General features: G+C 71.8%; 15 protein-coding genes. 4 read left to right on the forward strand and 11 right to left on the reverse strand.

Going from position 1 to position 16,117, the window contains the following annotated elements; genetic code table 11:
* Positions 1–67: 67 nt before the first annotated feature.
* Positions 68–2,770 (reverse strand): AAA family ATPase, encoded by a 2,703-nt coding sequence (locus tag AB0M43_RS20605; RefSeq protein ID WP_363726905.1) that lies wholly within the window; start codon positions 2,768–2,770, stop codon positions 68–70.
* 231 nt (positions 2,771–3,001) lie between these two features.
* Here AB0M43_RS20605 and AB0M43_RS20610 point away from each other — a divergent pair, with 231 nt between their 5' ends.
* Together AB0M43_RS20610 and AB0M43_RS20615 are read left to right on the forward strand one after the other, a co-directional pair.
* Complete coding sequence (locus AB0M43_RS20610; RefSeq protein WP_363726907.1) at positions 3,002–5,002, forward strand: M4 family metallopeptidase; 2,001 nt, start codon at positions 3,002–3,004, stop codon at positions 5,000–5,002.
* Between the two features lie 111 nt (positions 5,003–5,113).
* Positions 5,114–6,439 carry a M20/M25/M40 family metallo-hydrolase gene (locus tag AB0M43_RS20615; RefSeq protein WP_363726909.1) on the forward strand — a complete coding sequence of 442 codons (1,326 nt, stop codon included), beginning with the start codon at positions 5,114–5,116 and terminating at the stop codon, positions 6,437–6,439.
* 230 nt (positions 6,440–6,669) lie between these two features.
* Here AB0M43_RS20615 and AB0M43_RS20620 read toward each other — a convergent pair whose 3' ends face one another.
* Positions 6,670–7,290, reverse strand: coding sequence for an acVLRF1 family peptidyl-tRNA hydrolase (locus tag AB0M43_RS20620; RefSeq protein WP_363726911.1), 621 nt, complete (start codon positions 7,288–7,290; stop codon positions 6,670–6,672).
* Positions 7,291–7,395: 105 nt separating this feature from the next.
* Between AB0M43_RS20620 and AB0M43_RS20625 the strand changes: the two genes are divergently transcribed.
* Positions 7,396–8,070, forward strand: coding sequence for a DNA alkylation repair protein (locus tag AB0M43_RS20625; protein ID WP_363726913.1), 675 nt, complete (start codon positions 7,396–7,398; stop codon positions 8,068–8,070).
* A 42-nt stretch (positions 8,071–8,112) separates the two neighbouring features.
* Here the strand turns inward: AB0M43_RS20625 and AB0M43_RS20630 are convergent, their stop codons facing one another.
* Positions 8,113–8,619 carry a CGNR zinc finger domain-containing protein gene (locus AB0M43_RS20630; protein ID WP_363726915.1) on the reverse strand — a complete coding sequence of 169 codons (507 nt, stop codon included), beginning with the start codon at positions 8,617–8,619 and terminating at the stop codon, positions 8,113–8,115.
* A gap of 37 nt (positions 8,620–8,656) precedes the next feature.
* Between AB0M43_RS20630 and AB0M43_RS20635 the strand changes: the two genes are divergently transcribed.
* Positions 8,657–9,346, forward strand: a complete 690-nt coding sequence (locus tag AB0M43_RS20635; protein ID WP_363726917.1) for a hypothetical protein — start codon at positions 8,657–8,659, stop codon at positions 9,344–9,346.
* 330 nt (positions 9,347–9,676) lie between these two features.
* On the opposite strand, the gene AB0M43_RS20640 is transcribed toward AB0M43_RS20635, so the two are convergent.
* The 8 genes from AB0M43_RS20640 to AB0M43_RS20675 are packed head-to-tail and all read right to left on the reverse strand — an operon-like array spanning position 9,677 to position 16,112.
* Positions 9,677–10,039 carry a metal-sulfur cluster assembly factor gene (locus tag AB0M43_RS20640; RefSeq protein ID WP_363726919.1) on the reverse strand — a complete coding sequence of 121 codons (363 nt, stop codon included), beginning with the start codon at positions 10,037–10,039 and terminating at the stop codon, positions 9,677–9,679.
* 5 nt (positions 10,040–10,044) lie between these two features.
* Complete coding sequence (gene sufU / locus AB0M43_RS20645; protein WP_363726920.1) at positions 10,045–10,488, reverse strand: Fe-S cluster assembly sulfur transfer protein SufU; 444 nt, start codon at positions 10,486–10,488, stop codon at positions 10,045–10,047.
* On the reverse strand, positions 10,488–11,777 hold the full coding sequence (locus AB0M43_RS20650) for a cysteine desulfurase (protein ID WP_363726922.1): 1,290 nt from the start codon (positions 11,775–11,777) through the stop codon (positions 10,488–10,490). Before AB0M43_RS20650 ends, sufU begins: the two co-directional genes overlap by 1 nt.
* 1 nt (position 11,778) lies before the next feature.
* Complete coding sequence (gene sufC, locus AB0M43_RS20655) at positions 11,779–12,540, reverse strand: Fe-S cluster assembly ATPase SufC (protein ID WP_363726924.1); 762 nt, start codon at positions 12,538–12,540, stop codon at positions 11,779–11,781.
* Entirely contained in the window at positions 12,537–12,848 is a 312-nt protein-coding gene (locus AB0M43_RS20660; protein WP_363726926.1) for a non-heme iron oxygenase ferredoxin subunit, read from the reverse strand. The genes sufC and AB0M43_RS20660 overlap by 4 nt, the downstream gene beginning before the upstream one ends.
* A complete protein-coding gene (gene sufD / locus AB0M43_RS20665; RefSeq protein ID WP_363726928.1) occupies positions 12,845–13,990 on the reverse strand; it encodes a Fe-S cluster assembly protein SufD in 1,146 nt (381 codons plus the stop codon). Before sufD ends, AB0M43_RS20660 begins: the two co-directional genes overlap by 4 nt.
* Positions 13,990–15,417 carry a Fe-S cluster assembly protein SufB gene (sufB, locus tag AB0M43_RS20670; protein ID WP_363726930.1) on the reverse strand — a complete coding sequence of 476 codons (1,428 nt, stop codon included), beginning with the start codon at positions 15,415–15,417 and terminating at the stop codon, positions 13,990–13,992. The genes sufD and sufB overlap by 1 nt, the downstream gene beginning before the upstream one ends.
* Complete coding sequence (locus tag AB0M43_RS20675; RefSeq protein WP_363727014.1) at positions 15,414–16,112, reverse strand: metalloregulator ArsR/SmtB family transcription factor; 699 nt, start codon at positions 16,110–16,112, stop codon at positions 15,414–15,416. The genes sufB and AB0M43_RS20675 overlap by 4 nt, the downstream gene beginning before the upstream one ends.
* Between the last annotated feature and the right edge of the window lie 5 nt (positions 16,113–16,117).

Here is a 16,117-nt window from a genome sequence, read left to right on the forward strand (position 1 = left end):
CGTTCGGGGGCCGGGCATCGGGAGACGCCCCGGATCCGGTGCGGGACCCAGTACCCGGAAAAAAGGGCTATTGGGTTGTGCGGGCCAGGCCGGCGCGGTTGCGGACCCCCAGGCGGCGGTAGAGCTTCGTCAGGTTGGCCTCCACCGCCTTCACCGACAGGTGCAGGGTCGCCGCGATCTCCTTGTTCGTCGCGCCGGCCCGGACCAGTTCGATGATCCGGCGTTCCGTCTCCGAGGCCGGCCCGCCCTCCGCGTCGCGCCGGGCCAACCGCTCCATCGTGTACCGGTGCCACGGCCGGCAGCCCGCCAGCCCGTACCGGTCCGCCGCCTCGCGCAGTGCCACCCGGGCCAGCCCCGGCCGCCGGGCCCGCCACTCCAGCTCCCCCAGGGTCAGCCAGGCGCGGGCGATGTCGAGGGGCGGGGCGTCCGGTTCGGTGAGCGCGGCGCGCAGCCGGTCGGCGGCCTCGCGCGGGTGGCCGCTGACGGCCTCGATGACGCAGTCGGCCCGGGTGAAGCCGAGGAGCACGGAGGTGCGTTGCAGCCGGGCGGCCTCGGCGCGGGCGGCGGCGAGCACGAGGACGGCCTGGTCGGCGTTGCCGGTCAGCGCCATGGTCTCGGCGAGTTCCGCGTCGATCATCGTCTGGGCCGGGTCGGTGAGGCCGAGCTTGTGCATCAGGGTGCGGGCCCGGTCGAGCCGGGCGGCCGCCGCCTCCAGCCGGCCGAGGAGCAGGTCGGCGCGGCCCCTGGCGATCAGGCCGAAGCCCAACCACTCCTGGTCGTGGATGCGTTCCTGGACGTCGATCGCGGCGTCCAGCAGTTCGACGGCGCGCTCGACGGTGCCGCCGAACAGCTCCGCGGTGCCCTGGTGCACGAGACCGCGGCCGGGGGTCGGCTCGACCTCCATCCGGAGCTGGCCGGCGAGCAGGCCGGTGGCGTACGCGTCGGCGCACCGGCCCACCCGGCCGTAGACGACGGAACAGAGCTGGAGCACCTCGAACAGTTCGGTGAGGATGCCGGCGCGCTCCACGTCGGCGCGGAGGCGTTCCATCACGTCGACGGCGCGGGGCAGGTCGCCCGCGCGCATGGTGGCCAGGGCCGCGTACCGGCGGAGCATGGCCGAGCCCCGGGTCAGTTCCCGCCCCTCGGCGAGCCGCAGGCCCCGGTCGAGCACCTCCCGGGCGTGCTCGGGGTCGATGGTGACCTCCACCGACAGCCGGATGGTGAGCGTGTCGAGGAGCAGTTCGGTGTCGCCGCAGCGTTCGGCCAGCTCCTCGGCGATGTCGAGGTCCGGTCGGGCGGACGCGCAGCCGGTCTCGCGGACGGCCAGTTCGGCGCGGTAGCGGTACACCCAGCCGGTCAGCCGGTCGTCGCCGCGCGCGTCGGCCTCGGCGGCGGCGAGCAGGGTACGGACCCCGGTGGTGTCGCCGCCGGACAGCTCCATGAGCAGCAGCCGGGCCTCGACCCGCGCGGACGGCACGGCGCCGGCCAGGATCTCCCCGCACATGGCGCGGGTCCGGTCGGCGAGGCCGGCGCGGTGCGCGTACCAGCCGGCGGTCACGAGCCTGCTCGCCGCCAGCGCCGGGTCCACGGTCCGGCCGGCGGCCAGGTGGGCCAGTTCGGCGGCGGTGCCGGGCGCGCCCCGGTCCTCGGCGACCACGGCGGCGGCGAGCAGGTCCGCGGCGAGCTGTTCGGAGGGGCCGTCGGCGGCGAGGGCCTGGTGCCGGGCGCGTTCGACGGGGTCGTCGGCGCGGGCGGCGAGCCGGGCGTGCGCGGCCCGCAGGTCGGCCGGGTCCGCCTCGGCCTGGACGAGGTCGCTGAGCAGCGGGTGGCTGAACCGGAGCCGGCCGTCGACGCCGAAGACCAGGACGCCCGCGTCCATCGCGGCGACGACGCCGGGGTCGGTGCGGGGCACGAGGACCCGTTCGGGCCGGCCGGTGAGGGCGATGAGCAGCAGGGCCGGGCCGGACTCCGGGGGCAGGTCCGCGAGCCGGGCCGCGACGAGGGCGCGCAGCCGGTCGGGGACGGGCAGCGGCTCGTCGGGCCAGGGCTGGGCGCCGTGCCGGCGGAGGGAGCGGCCGAGTTCCAGGGCGTAGAACGGGTTGCCGTCGCTGGCCGCGCACAACCGGCTGAGGCCGGGGCCGACGAGCCGCACGTCGAGCCGGGCCCGGAGCAGGTCGGCGAGCACGTCCTCGGACAGCGGGCCGAGTTCGAACTCCTCCTCCGGGGCCGGGACGACGGCGGTGCGGGCGGGCGGGCCGGTGGTGCGTTCGGCGGCCAGGACGCGGAGCCGGCCCCCGGTGAGCCGGCGGGCGGCGAAGGCGAGCACGTCGAAGCTGGCCTGGTCGATCCACTGCGCGTCGTCGAGGACGAGGAGCACGCCGCGCCGGGTCGTCAGGTACCGCAGCAGCTCGACGACGGCGAGCCGGACGGCCAGCGGGTCGACCCGGGACCCGGGCGCGGGCACCCGGCGGAGCAGGGCCGTGTCCAGGGCGACCCGCTGCGGGGTGGGCAGCACGGGGCCGGCCGCGACCATCACGCCGCCGAACAGGTCGGCGAGCGCCAGGTAGGGCAGTTCGGACTCCGCAACCGAGGGGGTGCTGCGCAGCACGAGGGTGCCGGCGGACGCGGCCTCGGCGGCCAGCGCGTCGACGAGGGTGGTCTTGCCGATGCCGGCGGGACCGTACAGCAGCAGCCCGCCGCCCCGGTCGAGCCGCACCCGGCACCGGTCGAGGACCTCCGTACGGCCGAGGACGGCGGCGACATCCTGCATAGCGCCAGTCTGCCCGTCCGGCCCGTTTCAGGCGAGTGTTCCCAGCTCAGCACGTAAAGCGACCTGTTGTGTGCGGTGGGTCACACAACCCTCGACCGCACCCTACGGATCACCCTCGATCCCCCTTCTAGGGCATTTCCCCAGGTCCGCGCGCTCCTACGCTCCGTTCACCGGTCTCGATGAACCCCCTTGTTCATCGGCCGTATTCCCCTCTGACAAGCGAGGATTTCCATGAGGACCCAGCGTCTGTTAGCCGCGGGGGTGGCCGTCGGCGCCGCCGTCGCGGTCGCGACCGCCGCCGCCCTGACCGGAGCCGGCGCGCCCGGCCTGGCCGGTGCCGCCCTGCCCCCGGCCCTGGCGGCCAACGCCAACCCCGTGGTCGACCCGGTGGCCGCGGTCGCCGGTGCGGACCAGTTGATCGCCGCGAAGGCCGGTGCGCTGTTCACCGGTGCGGACGAGAAGTACGCGGCCCGGGGCGTCGCCTCCAGCCCGCAGGGCCTGCAGTACGTGACGTACGACCGGCAGTACAAGGGCCTGCCCGTGGTGGGCGGTGACTTCACCGTCGTGACCGACGCCCAGGGCCGGGTCCGGTCCACGTCGGTGGCGCAGACCGCGGCCATCGCGGTGGACACCACGCCGACCGTGGAGGCGGCGCGGGCCACGGCTGTCGCGAAGGGGCAGCTCACCGAGGCCACCTCGGTCGAGGGCCAGCGGCTCGTCGTCCTGGCCTGGGGCACGCCGACCCTGACCTGGGAGACCATCGTGACGGGCCGGGACAAGGGCCTGGAGTCGCGCAAGCACGTGTTCGTGGACGCGCGCACCGCCGGGGTCGTGAGGACCTACGACGACGTGCACGCCGAGGCCGGCCAGGGCACCGCGCACTACAACGGCCCGAGCCCGCTGACGATCGACACGACGCTGTCGGGTTCGACGTACTCCATGAAGGACCCCAAGCGGCCCGGGCTGTCGTGCGCCGACTACGGCAACTCCACGGTGTTCAGCGGCTCCGACAACACGTGGGGCAACGGGCAGGCCAAGGACAAGGAGACCGGCTGCGTGGACGCGTTGTTCGCCGCGCAGAAGGAATGGGACATGCTCAAGTCCTGGTACGGCCGCAACGGGATCGACGGCCAGGGCGGCGGCTTCCAGATCCGGGTCGGCCTCCAGGAGAACAACGCGTACTGGACCGGCGGTTCCGCCCCGTACGTGAAGATCGGCTACAACTCCGCGAAGGAGTGGCTGAGCTCGCTCGACGTGGTGGGCCACGAGTTCGGGCACGGCCTGGACCAGTACACCGGGGGCGGCAGCTCCGTGTCCGGCGAGGCGGGCCTGGGCGAGGCGACCGGTGACATCTTCGGCGCGCTGACCGAGGCGTACGCCAACGAGTCCGCCGACTACGACGAGCCCGACTACCTCGTCGGTGAGGAGATCAACTTCTCCGGCAACGGCCCGATCCGCAACATGTACGAGCCCTCGAAGGTCTCCAACGACCCGAACTGCTACTCCTCCTCGATCCCCAACACCGAGGTGCACAAGGCGGCCGGGCCGATGAACCACTGGTTCTACCTGCTCGCCGAGGGCAGCGCGCCCGGTGGCGGCAAGCCGAACAGCCCGACCTGCAACAACACGGCCGTCGCCGGGCTCAAGGACATCAAGAAGGCCGGGGCGATCTTCTACAACGCGATGCTGGCGAAGACGTCGAACATGACGTACGCGAAGTACCGCACGCTCACCCTCACGTCGGCGAAGAACATCGACTCGACGTGCGCGCAGTACAACGCCGTGAAGGCCGCGTGGAACGCCGTCAGCGTCCCCGCGCAGTCCAACGAGCCGACCTGCACGGGCTCCACCCCGACCGCGTCGCCGTCCGCGTCGACCAGCCCGACGGCGTCCCCGTCGCCGAGCACCAGCCCGACCGTGGGCCCGACGGCCAGCCCGAGCACCAGCCCGACCGGGCAGCCGGGCGGCACCGTGACCGTCACCAACCCGGGTAACCAGTCCGGCTTCGTCGGCTTCCAGTCCTTCCCCGTGCAGATCAGGGCCACCTCCAGCAACGGCGGCACCCTGACCTACTCGGCCACCGGACTGCCGCCGGGCCTGTCGATCAGCGCGACCGGCTCGATCGCGGGCACGCCCGGCCAGGCCGGCACGTACTCCGTCAAGGTCACCGTGACCAGCAGCGGCGGCGCCACCGGCAGCACCACGTTCAGCTACCAGATCTACGGCTTCTAACAGCAGCTCCGGCCCGGGGCGTGTCCCGAGGGGGGTGCGCGTCCCGGGCCGGTCCCCTCTCCCCGCCCCACTGACCCCGGGGCGGGGAACCCCTCAGCGAAAGACGTGCCCATGAAGACCTCACGTATCGCCCTCACCGCCCTGGCCCTCGGCCTGGCCGGCGCCGTCGCGGTCGCCGTGACCGCCAACGCCGGCCCGCAGTCGGCGCCGTCGCTCGCGGCCCCCGACATCAGCGTCGACAACGTCAAGGCGCACCTCAACCAGCTCCAGACCATCGCCACCAACAACTCGGGCAACCGGCGGGCCGGGTCCGGCGGGCACACCGCCTCGGTGGCCTACATCGAGCAGAAACTCAAGGACGCCGGGTACACGGTGTCGCGCCAGCGCTGCACCAGCGGCTGCCAGTACGCCTCCGACAACCTGATCGCCGACTGGCCCGGCGGGCCGGCCGACCAGGTCATCATGTTCGGCGCGCACCTCGACGGCGTCTCCGCCGGCCCCGGGATCAACGACAACGGCTCCGGCTCCGCCGCCATCCTCGAAGCGGCCCTCGCACTCGCGTCGGCGAACCCGAGCATGTCCAAGCACGTCCGGTTCGGCTGGTGGACGGACGAGGAACAGGGCCTCAACGGCTCCAAGTTCTACGTCAGCTCCCTGACCTCGACCCAGAAGAGCGCCATCAAGGGGTACTACAACTTCGACATGATCGCCTCCACCAACGCCGGATACTTCGTCAACAACATCACCACCGCCGTCGCCAAACCCCTCAAGGACTACTGGGAATCCCTCAACCTCGCCCCCGAGGAGAACAAGGAAGGCGCCGGACGCTCCGACGACTACTCCTTCCAGAACGCCGGGATCGCCAGTTCGGGGTACGCCACCGGGGCCAGCGCGCGCAAGACGACCGCCCAGCAGCAGAAATGGGGCGGCACGGCCAACTCCTCCTACGACCCGTGCTACCACGCGTCGTGCGACAAGTACCCGACGAACATCAACGACACGGCGCTGAACCGGGCCGCCGACGGGATCGCGTACACGATCTGGGCGCAGGCCGTCGGCACCGGGCCGACGCCGACGTCCAGCCCGACCGTGTCCCCGTCGTCGAGCCCCACGCCGCGTCCGACCACCAGCCCCACCGTGAGCCCCACGGCCGAGCCGACCACCCCGCCGAACGGCACGGTCACGGTCACCAACCCCGGTAACCAGAGCGGGTTCGTCGGGTTCCAGTCGTTCCCGGTGCAGGTCAAGGCCACGTCCAGCTCGGGCGGCACGCTGACGTTCTCCGCGACCGGCCTGCCGCCGGGGCTGGCGATCAGCTCCTCCGGCGCGATCTCGGGCACGCCGACGACCGCCGGGGCCTACAGCGTGAAGGTCACCGCGACGGCCGGGGGCTCGTCGGGGAGCACCACGTTCTCGTACCAGATCTACGGGTTCTAGACGGTCGCGCGGCCGGCCACGCCCGGGGTCGCGCGGTCGGGCCGCGCGGCCCGGGGGCGTCGGGTCGCGCGGTCGGCGGGCGGCTCCTGGCCGGGAGCCGCCCGCACCGACCCGCCTCCCCCGGGGCGGGACCTCCGGGCCAGGGTGACCGGCCACCAGGCACGCATCAGGACTCCGGGCTGGGAGTGGCCCGGATCCGGCGGGGCGGCGACAACGGCGTCGCCGCCCCGTCAGGAACTCAAGCGCACCCGCACCGACCGCGCCTGGAGAACGGCCTGCTGCAGGACTGCGAGCCGGGGGTCGGCCACCTCGAGGAACCGGTCGACCCGCACGGCGGCCAGTGCGGCGAGCCGGGGGTCGGTGAGGATCTCGTCGACCGCCTGGCGGTCCCCGCCGCACACCAGGGCGCTGACCGGCCCCGCCGGCACCAGTACCCGGACGGCCGTGTCCGCCGCCGCGTCCCAGACCTGCCGGGCCTGGTTGGCGCGGCGGCGGGCGAACCGCTGCTGGGACCAGCCCCCGGCGGCCGTCCGGCTCTGGACGTACTTCGTGTCGACCTTCGAGACGGTCAGCCGGTCACCGGCGGCCACCCCGACCGCGTAGCCGCCGCGCCGGGCGAGGATCAGGGCGATCCGGTACGGCTCGTTCGCCGCCGCGACCAGCTCCGCCAGGGTCGCCGCCGCGCCGACGGTCAGGTGGAACTCGGCGGTCTCGCCGTCCCCGCCGGTCAGGGTCAGGCCGTCCTCGGTCGCGCCGCCGTGCCGTTCCGCGAAGCCGGCGATCCACCTGTCCAGACGCGCCGGGGCCACGTCCACCCACCGTCCGCCGCCCACCGCTGGTCTGCTCGCCATCCCGCAACGCTATGCCACGCCGGGCGCGGCCGGAGCGGCGCTCGGCGGGGCGGTCGGGCGCGGGTTCCCGCCCGGGTGTCGTACCCGGATGGGATGCTCTGGGTTGTGACCACGCCGACGCTGCTCCCCCGGCTGACCGCGGCCTTCGAGGGGGCCGCCGATCCGGAGCGGGCCGTGGCGATGGCGGCCTACATGCGCGACCAGTTCGCGTTCCTCGGCATCATGTCGACGCCGCGCCGGGCGCTGTCCCGCGAGGTGACCCGGGGCCTGCCGAAGCCGTCCGGGGCGGAGCTGGAGTCGGTCGTGCGCGCCTGCTGGGCGCTCGACAAACGCGAATACCACTATTTTGGTACTGACTACGCCGCCCGCCACATCGCCGTCGCCGGCCCGGACTTCCTGGCCACCGCCCGGTTCCTGGTCGAGACGCACCCGTGGTGGGACACGGTGGACGCGCTCGCCGCGCACGTCGTCGGCCCGCTCGTGACGGCGTATCCGGAGCTGGTCGCGACCATGGACGCCTGGGCGCGCGACGACAACCTCTGGGTGGCCCGGACGGCGGTGCTGCACCAGCTGCGCTACAAGGGCCGCACGGACGCGACCCGCCTGTTCGGGTACTGCGCGGACCTCGCCGGCCACCCCGACTTCTTCATCCGCAAGGCCCTGGGCTGGGCCCTCCGGGAGTACGCGCACACGGAGCCCGAGCCGGTCCGCGCGTTCGTGGCCGCCCACCGGGACACGCTGTCCCCGCTCTCGGTCCGCGAGGCCCTGAAGCACCTGTAGCCGGCTCGCGCGTCCTGGTGCGGGCGTCTCTCCGGTGGCCGGTCAGGCGCCCTTCGCGCGGCTGCGGTGGGCCGCGACCGTGGTCCGGCTGGCGCAGGTGTTGCCGCAGAACCGCCGGCTGTGGTTCCGCGAGGAGTCCACGAAGAAGTGCGGGCAGCCCTTGGCCCCGCACCGGCCGAGCACCACCTCGGGCACCCCGCAGGCGATGTGCGCGAGGGCCGCGCCGCATCCCCGGGCGAGCCAGTCCAGGGCGGGCTCCCCGTCGTACGCGTGGTGCAGGTGCGGGTCGCCCAGCCCGTCGTGGTCGCTGATGTGCAGCCGGGGCGGGTAGTGCGCGAGCAGCGCGTTGACCGGGGTCAGTGGGCCGCCGTCGGCCACCGCCTCCAGGGCCGGGCGCAGTTCGGCCAGGAGGGCGGCCAGCTCCTCCGGGGTGGGGCGCGCGACCCGGTGGTCGCCGAACATCATGTCGCTGAACGGGGTCGGGCCGTCGCCGTTGGCGAGCTCGACGGCGAGCCGGGCCAGATTCGCGATGTAGTCCTCGTAACGCACTTGACCACCTACACGGAGAGGGGGCATGGTAGGTCCCATGACGCTTGACGAAGCCTACCTGTCCCGCCCGGAACTCGCCGTGGCCCGACACCTCCAGCGCGCCGGCCAGTGGAACCTGGCACTCGACCATCTCGGCACCGCCGAGGCCTCCGACCCGGTCCGCGCCGCCCTCATCGCCGAGGTCACCGTCGACCGGTTCCTCTGGCAGCTCGGCGACGTGGCCCCGGCCCTGGCCGCGATCGCCGCCCTCGGCGACACCCCGCTCGCCACCCTGCTCACCGGCCAGGTCACCTACTGGGGCCGGCTGTTCTCCCTCGACCTCCCCGGCCTCGACGCCGACCCGGTGGACCAGTTCGCCACGGTCCTCGACGCCCCCGAACTCGGCGGCTGGCCGATCTTCTGGCACGCCGTGTCGACGGAGAACCTGCACGGCGACACCCCGACCGCCACCGCCGGGTACGAGAAGGTCCGGCAGTGGGCCCGGGACACCGGTGACGTCCTGCTGGAGTCGTACGCGAGCCGACACCTGGCCACCGGGGACGACACCGTCCCGCTGTTCCGGCTGTCCGTCCAGCAGCGCGCCGCCGCCGGGGCCCGCCCCCAGATCGCCGCCGCCCAGAACACCCTCGCCGACGCCCTGGGCGACACCCCGGAAGCGGCGGAACTACGCACTCTGGTCGCGCACACCGCCGAGGAACTCGGGATCAGCTGGCTGCGTAGGGGCTGACCGGGGAATACAGAATTATTGCGGCTACACTTCCCGAATGGGTAGAGGAGCGCGTGGCAAGGTCCGCTGGACGAAGGACCGGATCAAGAAGAAGAAGTCGGCGGAGAAGCGTGACGCGCAGCTCCGGGGCGAGGCGAGAAAAGCCTCCGCCAAGTAGGCCAGAAAAGGGCGCTCCCTACCGGGAGCGCCCTTTTTCACGGGGTCACACGGGGCCAACCTTCAGATGCCGGTCACGCCCCACCGTAACCATATGAAGATTGTGAACTCGCCCTTGATCTGAGGCGAAGTGGCCCGGCGCGGTCCAGCGTCGTCCACGCCGGGTCCGAACGGTCAGACGTTGAAGCCGAGCGCGCGGAGCTGCTCGCGGCCCTCGTCCGTGATCTTGTCCGGGCCCCACGGCGGCAGCCACACCCAGTTGATCCGCAGGTCCGTCGCCAGCCCGCCGCCCGGACCGGTCAGCAGCGCCGCGCGGGCCTGCTCCTCGATCACGTCGGTCAGCGGGCACGCCGCCGAGGTCAGCGTCATGTCGACGGTGCAGACGTTCTCGTCGTCGATGTGGATCCCGTAGATCAGGCCGAGGTCGACGACGTTGATCCCGAGCTCCGGGTCCACCACGTCCTTGAGGGCCTCTTCCAGGTCCTCCAGGCTCGGCTTCGGCTTCGGCTCGGTGGCCAGTTCGACAGCTTCACTCATGGCTTCTACTCCCCTACCGCAGCGGCACGGGCGGCCGCGTCCTTGAACGCCATCCAGGGCAACAACGCGCACTTGACCCGGGCCGGATACTTCGACACCCCGGCGAAGGCCACTCCGTCGCCCAGCATTTCCTCGTCCGGTTCCATCTTGCCGCGACTGCCCATCAGCTCGACGAACGTATCCCCGAGCTGCAGGGCGGTCTCGAGCTTGGCGCCGGCGAGCAGTTCGTACATCACGCTCGCGGCGGCCTGGCTGATCGAACAGCCCTGGCCGTCGTAGGAGATGTCCTTGACGACCCCGCCGACCAGCCAGACGCGCAGGGTGATCTCGTCACCGCACGTCGGGTTGACGTGGTGCACCTCCGCGCCGAACGGGTCCCGGAGGCCCTTGCCCTTCGGGCGGCGGTAGTGATCCAGGATGATCTCCTGGTAGAGCTGGTCAAGCTGCATCAGCCGAAGACCTTCCGGACCTGCTCGAGCCCGCGCACGAGCGCGTCGACCTCTTCGGTCGTCGTGTACACGTAGAACGAGGCACGGGTCATCGCCGGTACGCCGAACCGGACACACGTCGGCTTGGCGCAGTGGTGCCCGACCCTGACCTGCACGCCCTCGGAGTCGAGGACCTGACCCACGTCGTGGGGGTGGATCTTGTCGAGGGCGAACGAGATGGTCCCGCCGCGCCCGATCGGGATCTCCGGCCCGATGATCCGCAGACCCGGGACGGTGGCGAGCGCGTCGAGCGCGTACGCCGTGATCTCCTTCTCGTGCCACTGCACCGCGTCCATGCCGAGCGCGGTCAGGTAGTCCACGGCCACGCCCAGCCCGACGGCCTCGGCGATCGGCGGGGTGCCGGCCTCGAACCGGGCGGGCGCCGCCGCGTACGTGGTCTTCTCCATCGTCACGGTCTCGATCATCGAGCCGCCACCGAGGAACGGGGGCATCGCGTTGAGCAGTTCGCCGCGGCCCCACAGGCAGCCGATCCCCGTCGGGCCGAGCATCTTGTGCCCGGTGAACGCGATGAAGTCCACGTCGTAGGCCACCACGTCCATCGGCAGGTGCGGCACCGACTGCGACGCGTCCAGCATGACCAGCGCGCCGACCTCGCGGGCCCGCCTCGTGATCGCGGCCGTCGGGTTGACCGTGCCCAGGATGTTGGACATGTGCACGATCGACACGATCTTCGTGCGCTCGGTGAGCAGGTCGTCCAGGGTGGACACGTCGAGCCGGCCGTGGTCGGTGATCGGGAACCAACGCAGGGTCGCGCCGGTCCGCTCCGCGAGCATCTGCCACGGCACGATGTTGGAGTGGTGCTCCATCTCCGAGATCAGGATCTCGTCGCCGGGGCCGATCCGGAACCGGTCGTCCTCGGAGCGTTCCCGGAAGGCATGCGCCACCAGGTTGATCGCCTCGGAGGAGTTCTTCGTGAAGACCAGCTCCTCGGCCGACGGCGCGCCGATGAAGGCCGCGATCCGGGCCCGGGCGCCCTCGTAGGCGTCCGTGGCCTCGGTGCCCAGGGTGTGCACCGACCGGGACACGTTCGCGTTGTGGAACGCGTAGTGCACGGCGATGGCGTCGATCACCTGCTGCGGCTTCTGCGAGGTGTTGGCGCTGTCCAGGTAGACGAGAGGCTTACCGTTGACCACCCGGTTGAGGATCGGGAAGTCGGCGCGTACCTTCGCCACGTCGAACCGCGGCGCGTCGTCGTACTGCGGCATCCCCTCCGGGATGGTCAACGTCATCTCAGACTCCTGTCGGGAGGAACCGCTCGTAACCCTTGGCCTCGAGGTGCTCGGCCAGCTCCGGCCCGCCCTGCTCGACGATCCGGCCGCCGACGAAGACGTGCACGAAGTCGGGCTTCACGTACCGCAGGATCCGGGTGTAGTGCGTGATCAGCAGCAGGCCGGTCTCGCCCCGCTCCTTGACCCGGTTGATGCCCTCGGACACGACGCGCAGGGCGTCGATGTCCAGGCCCGAGTCGGTCTCGTCGAGGATGGCCATCTTCGGCCGGAGCAGTTCGAGCTGCACGATCTCGTGCCGCTTCTTCTCGCCGCCGGAGAAGCCCTCGTTGACGTTGCGCTGGGCGAACGCCGGGTCCATCTGCACGGCCGCCATCGCGTCCTTGAGCTCCTTGGCCCAGGTGCGCAGCTTCGGGGCCTCGCCGTCGATGGCGGTCTTGGCGGTGCGGAGGAAGTTCGCGACGCTGACGCCGGGCACCTCCACCGGGTACTGCATGGCCAGGAACAGGCCGGCGCGGGCCCGCTCGTCCACGGTCATCTCGAGGACGTCGGCGCCGTCGAGGGTGACCGTGCCGCCGGTGATCTGGTACTTCGGGTGCCCGGCGATCGAGTACGCGAGCGTCGACTTGCCCGAGCCGTTCGGCCCCATGATCGCGTGGGTCTCGCCCGCCCGGATGGTCAGGTTCACCCCGGACAGGATCGGCTTCAGCTCACCCTCGGCCAGCTTGACCGCGACCTGCAGGTCCTTGATCTCCAACACGCTCATGCGCTTACCACTCCAATGTGAATCTCGCCGTCACGCACCTCGACGGGGTAAACAGGAACCGGCTCGGTGGCCGGCAGGCCGGACGGCTCGCCCGTCCGCAGGTCGAACCGCGACCCGTGCAGCCAGCACTCGATCGTGCAGCCGTCGACCTCGCCCTCCGACAGGGCGATCGCGGCGTGCGAGCACTCGTCACGGATGGCGTAGAAGTTGTCGTCCTCGGCGTGCACGACCGCGACGGCCAGGCCGTCGATGTCCGCCCGCAGGACGGAGCCCTTGGGCACGTCCTCCACGGAGCAGATCCGGGTCATTCGCCCACCGCCGTGAGCCGGGTGTCGATCACCGCGCTGAGCCGCTCGCGCAGGTCCTCGGCGGGGATCTTCGCCAGCAGCTCGGCGAAGAAGCCCCGGACGACCAGCCGGCGGGCCTCCTCCTCGGTGATGCCCCGGCTCATCAGGTAGAACAGGTGCTCGTCGTCGAACCGGCCGGTGGCGCTCGCGTGCCCGGCCCCGGCGACCTCGCCCGTCTCGATCTCCAGGTTCGGGATCGAGTCGGCGCGCGCGCCGTCGGTGAGGATCAGGTTCCGGTTGATCTCGTACGTGTCGGTGCCGGTGGCCTCCGCGCGGATCAGCACGTCGCCGACCCAGACGGTGTGCGCGCCCTCGCCCTGCAGCGCGCCCCGGTAGGTCACGTGGCTGCGGCAGTCGGGCACGGTGTGGTCCACGAGGAGCCGGTGCTCCTGGTGCTGGCCGGCGTCGGCGAAGTAGAGGCCGAAGCTCTCGAAGTCGCCACCCCGCCCGGTGTACTCCGCGGAGGTGTACTGCCGGACCAGGTCCCCGCCGAGCGTCACCTGGACGTGCGTGACCTTGGAGTCGCGGCCGAGCCGGAACTTGACGTGCTGGGCCTGCACCGAGCCGGTGTCCCAGTCGGCGACGGTGACCAGCGTGAGCCGGGCACTGTCGGCGACGAGCACCTCGACGTTGTCGCCGAGCACGGCCGGGCCGGACTGCTCCAGGATCACGGACACCTCGGCGAGCGGGCCGACGTCGATCACGGTGTGCCCGTAGGCGACCCCGTCGACGCCGCCGCCGACGATCCGCACGGTGACGGGTTCCGCCGGGACCGCCTCGCGGCCGATCTCGACGAGCAGGGCCTTGTCCGCACCCGCGTACGCCACGGCGCTGGGCCGGTCGAACGGGACGAGCGTCGCGCCGAACCGCGGGTCACCCTTGGCGAGGACTCCGACGGTGACCCCGGGCAGGTTCTGGCCGTACTCGTGCCGCGGACCGGCGGCGGCCACCGCGGCGTCCCCGTCGGCGAGGCCGAGGAGGCGCTTGAGCGGGGTGAACCGCCACTCCTCCTCCCGGCCGGTGAGGGCCGGGAAGTCAGCGGGGTCGTACGAGCGAAGCTCCTGCGCGCGGGTCTTCGGCGGGACGATGGTTTCGGAGAGCATTAACCGACAGCGCCTTCCATCTGGAGCTCGATCAAACGGTTCAACTCGAGGGCGTACTCCATCGGGAGTTCCTTCGCGATCGGCTCGATGAAGCCGCGCACGATGGTCGCCATGGCCTCGTCCTCGGTCAGCCCACGGCTCATCAGGTAGAAGAGCTGGTCGTCGCTGATCTTCGAGACGGTGGCCTCGTGCCCCATCTGGACGTCGTCCTCGCGGACGTCGACGTAGGGGTAGGTGTCCGAGCGGGAGATGGTGTCCACGAGGAGCGCGTCGCACTTGACGGTGCTCTTCGAGTGGTGCGCGCCGTCCATGACCTGGACCAGGCCGCGGTAGGACGTGCGGCCGCCGCCCCGGGCGATCGACTTGGAGATGATCGTCGAGGAGGTGTACGGCGCGGCGTGCACCATCTTGGCGCCCGCGTCCTGGTGCATGCCCTCGCCGGCCATCGCGACGGAGAGCACCTCGCCGTGCGCGCGCTCGCCGACCATGTACACGGCCGGGTACTTCATCGTGACCTTGGAGCCGAGGTTGCCGTCGACCCATTCCATCGTCGCGCCCTCGTGGCACACGGCGCGCTTGGTGACCAGGTTGTAGACGTTGGTCGACCAGTTCTGGATCGTCGTGTAGCGGCAGCGGCCGCCCTTCTTCACGATGATCTCGACGACGGCGGAGTGCAGGGAGTCCGACGAGTAGATCGGGGCGGTACAGCCCTCGACGTAGTGCACGTACGCGTCCTCGTCGACGATGATCAGGGTCCGCTCGAACTGGCCCATGTTCTCGGTGTTGATCCGGAAGTACGCCTGGAGCGGGATGTCGACGTGCACGCCCTTGGGGACGTAGATGAACGAGCCGCCGGACCAGGTGGCGGTGTTCAGCGCGGCGAACTTGTTGTCGCCGACCGGGATCACCGTGCCGAAGTACTCCTTGAACAGTTCCGGCTGGTCCTTGAGGGCCGTGTCGGTGTCCAGGAAGAGCACGCCCTGCTTCTCGAGGTCCTCGCGGATCGAGTGGTAGACGACCTCCGACTCGTACTGCGCGGCGACGCCGGCGACGAGGCGCTGCTTCTCGGCCTCCGGGATGCCCAGGCGGTCGTAGGTGTTCTTGATGTCCTCGGGCAGGTCCTCCCAGCTGGCGGCCTGCCGCTCGGTGGACCGGACGAAGTACTTGATGTTGTCGAAGTCGATGCCGCTGAGGTCCGCGCCCCAGGCCGGCATCGGCTTGCGGTCGAACAGGCGCAGGCCCTTCAGGCGCAGGTCGAGCATCCACTGGGGCTCGCTCTTGAGCTCCGAGATGTTGCGGACCACGTCCTCGTTGAGACCACGGCGCGAGTTGGCGCCGGCGGTGTCCTTGTCGGCCCAGCCGTACTCATAGCGTCCGAGGGCAGCGAGGTGCTCCTCTTGACTGACGACGACGGTCTCTGCGGTCATGAGTATGTCCTCACGCTCTCGGTGGTCCTAGCGGTGTAGCTGGCGCTGTTGCGCGGGTCCGGGATGTACGTGGTGCACACCCCGTCGCCGTTGGCGATGGTCGCCAGTCGTTGGACGTGTGTCCCGACGAGCCGGCTGATCACCTGGGTCTCTGCTTCGCAGAGCTGCGGGAACTCGGCGGCGACGTGCGCCACCGGGCAGTGGTGCTGGCACAGCTGCCCGCCGGAGGCGATCGCGGTCGCGCCGGCAGCGTATCCCTCGGCCGACAGTGCCCCGGCGAGGGCCTCGGCCCGGGCGAGAGGCGCGTCACCCGCGTGGGCCATCGCCGCGCGGGCCCGGGTCTCCAGACCCGAGACCTGCTCGGCGAGGAAGGCGTTGACGGCCTCGGTGCCGCCGTGCTGGGCGATCCACCGCAGCGCGTCGCGGGCCAGGTCGTCGTAGGTGTGCGGCCCACCGGCGGCGCGGCCGGCGTCGGTGAGCTCGAAGGCCTTGGCGGGGCGGCCCCGGCCGCGCTGGACCCGGCTGGGCCGGTCGCGGCACTCGATCAGGCCGTCGGCGTGCATGGCGTCGAGGTGCCGGCGGATCGCGGCCGGGCTCAGGCCCAGGGTCTCGCCGAGCTCGGCGGCCGTGGCGGCGCCGTGTTCGAGCAGGAGCTGTGCGACCCGGTCACGGGTGCGGACGTCCACGCCCACCACACCCC

The sequence above is a fragment of the Longispora sp. NPDC051575 genome, assembly GCF_040681875.1.
Lineage (GTDB): Bacteria > Actinomycetota > Actinomycetes > Mycobacteriales > Micromonosporaceae > Longispora.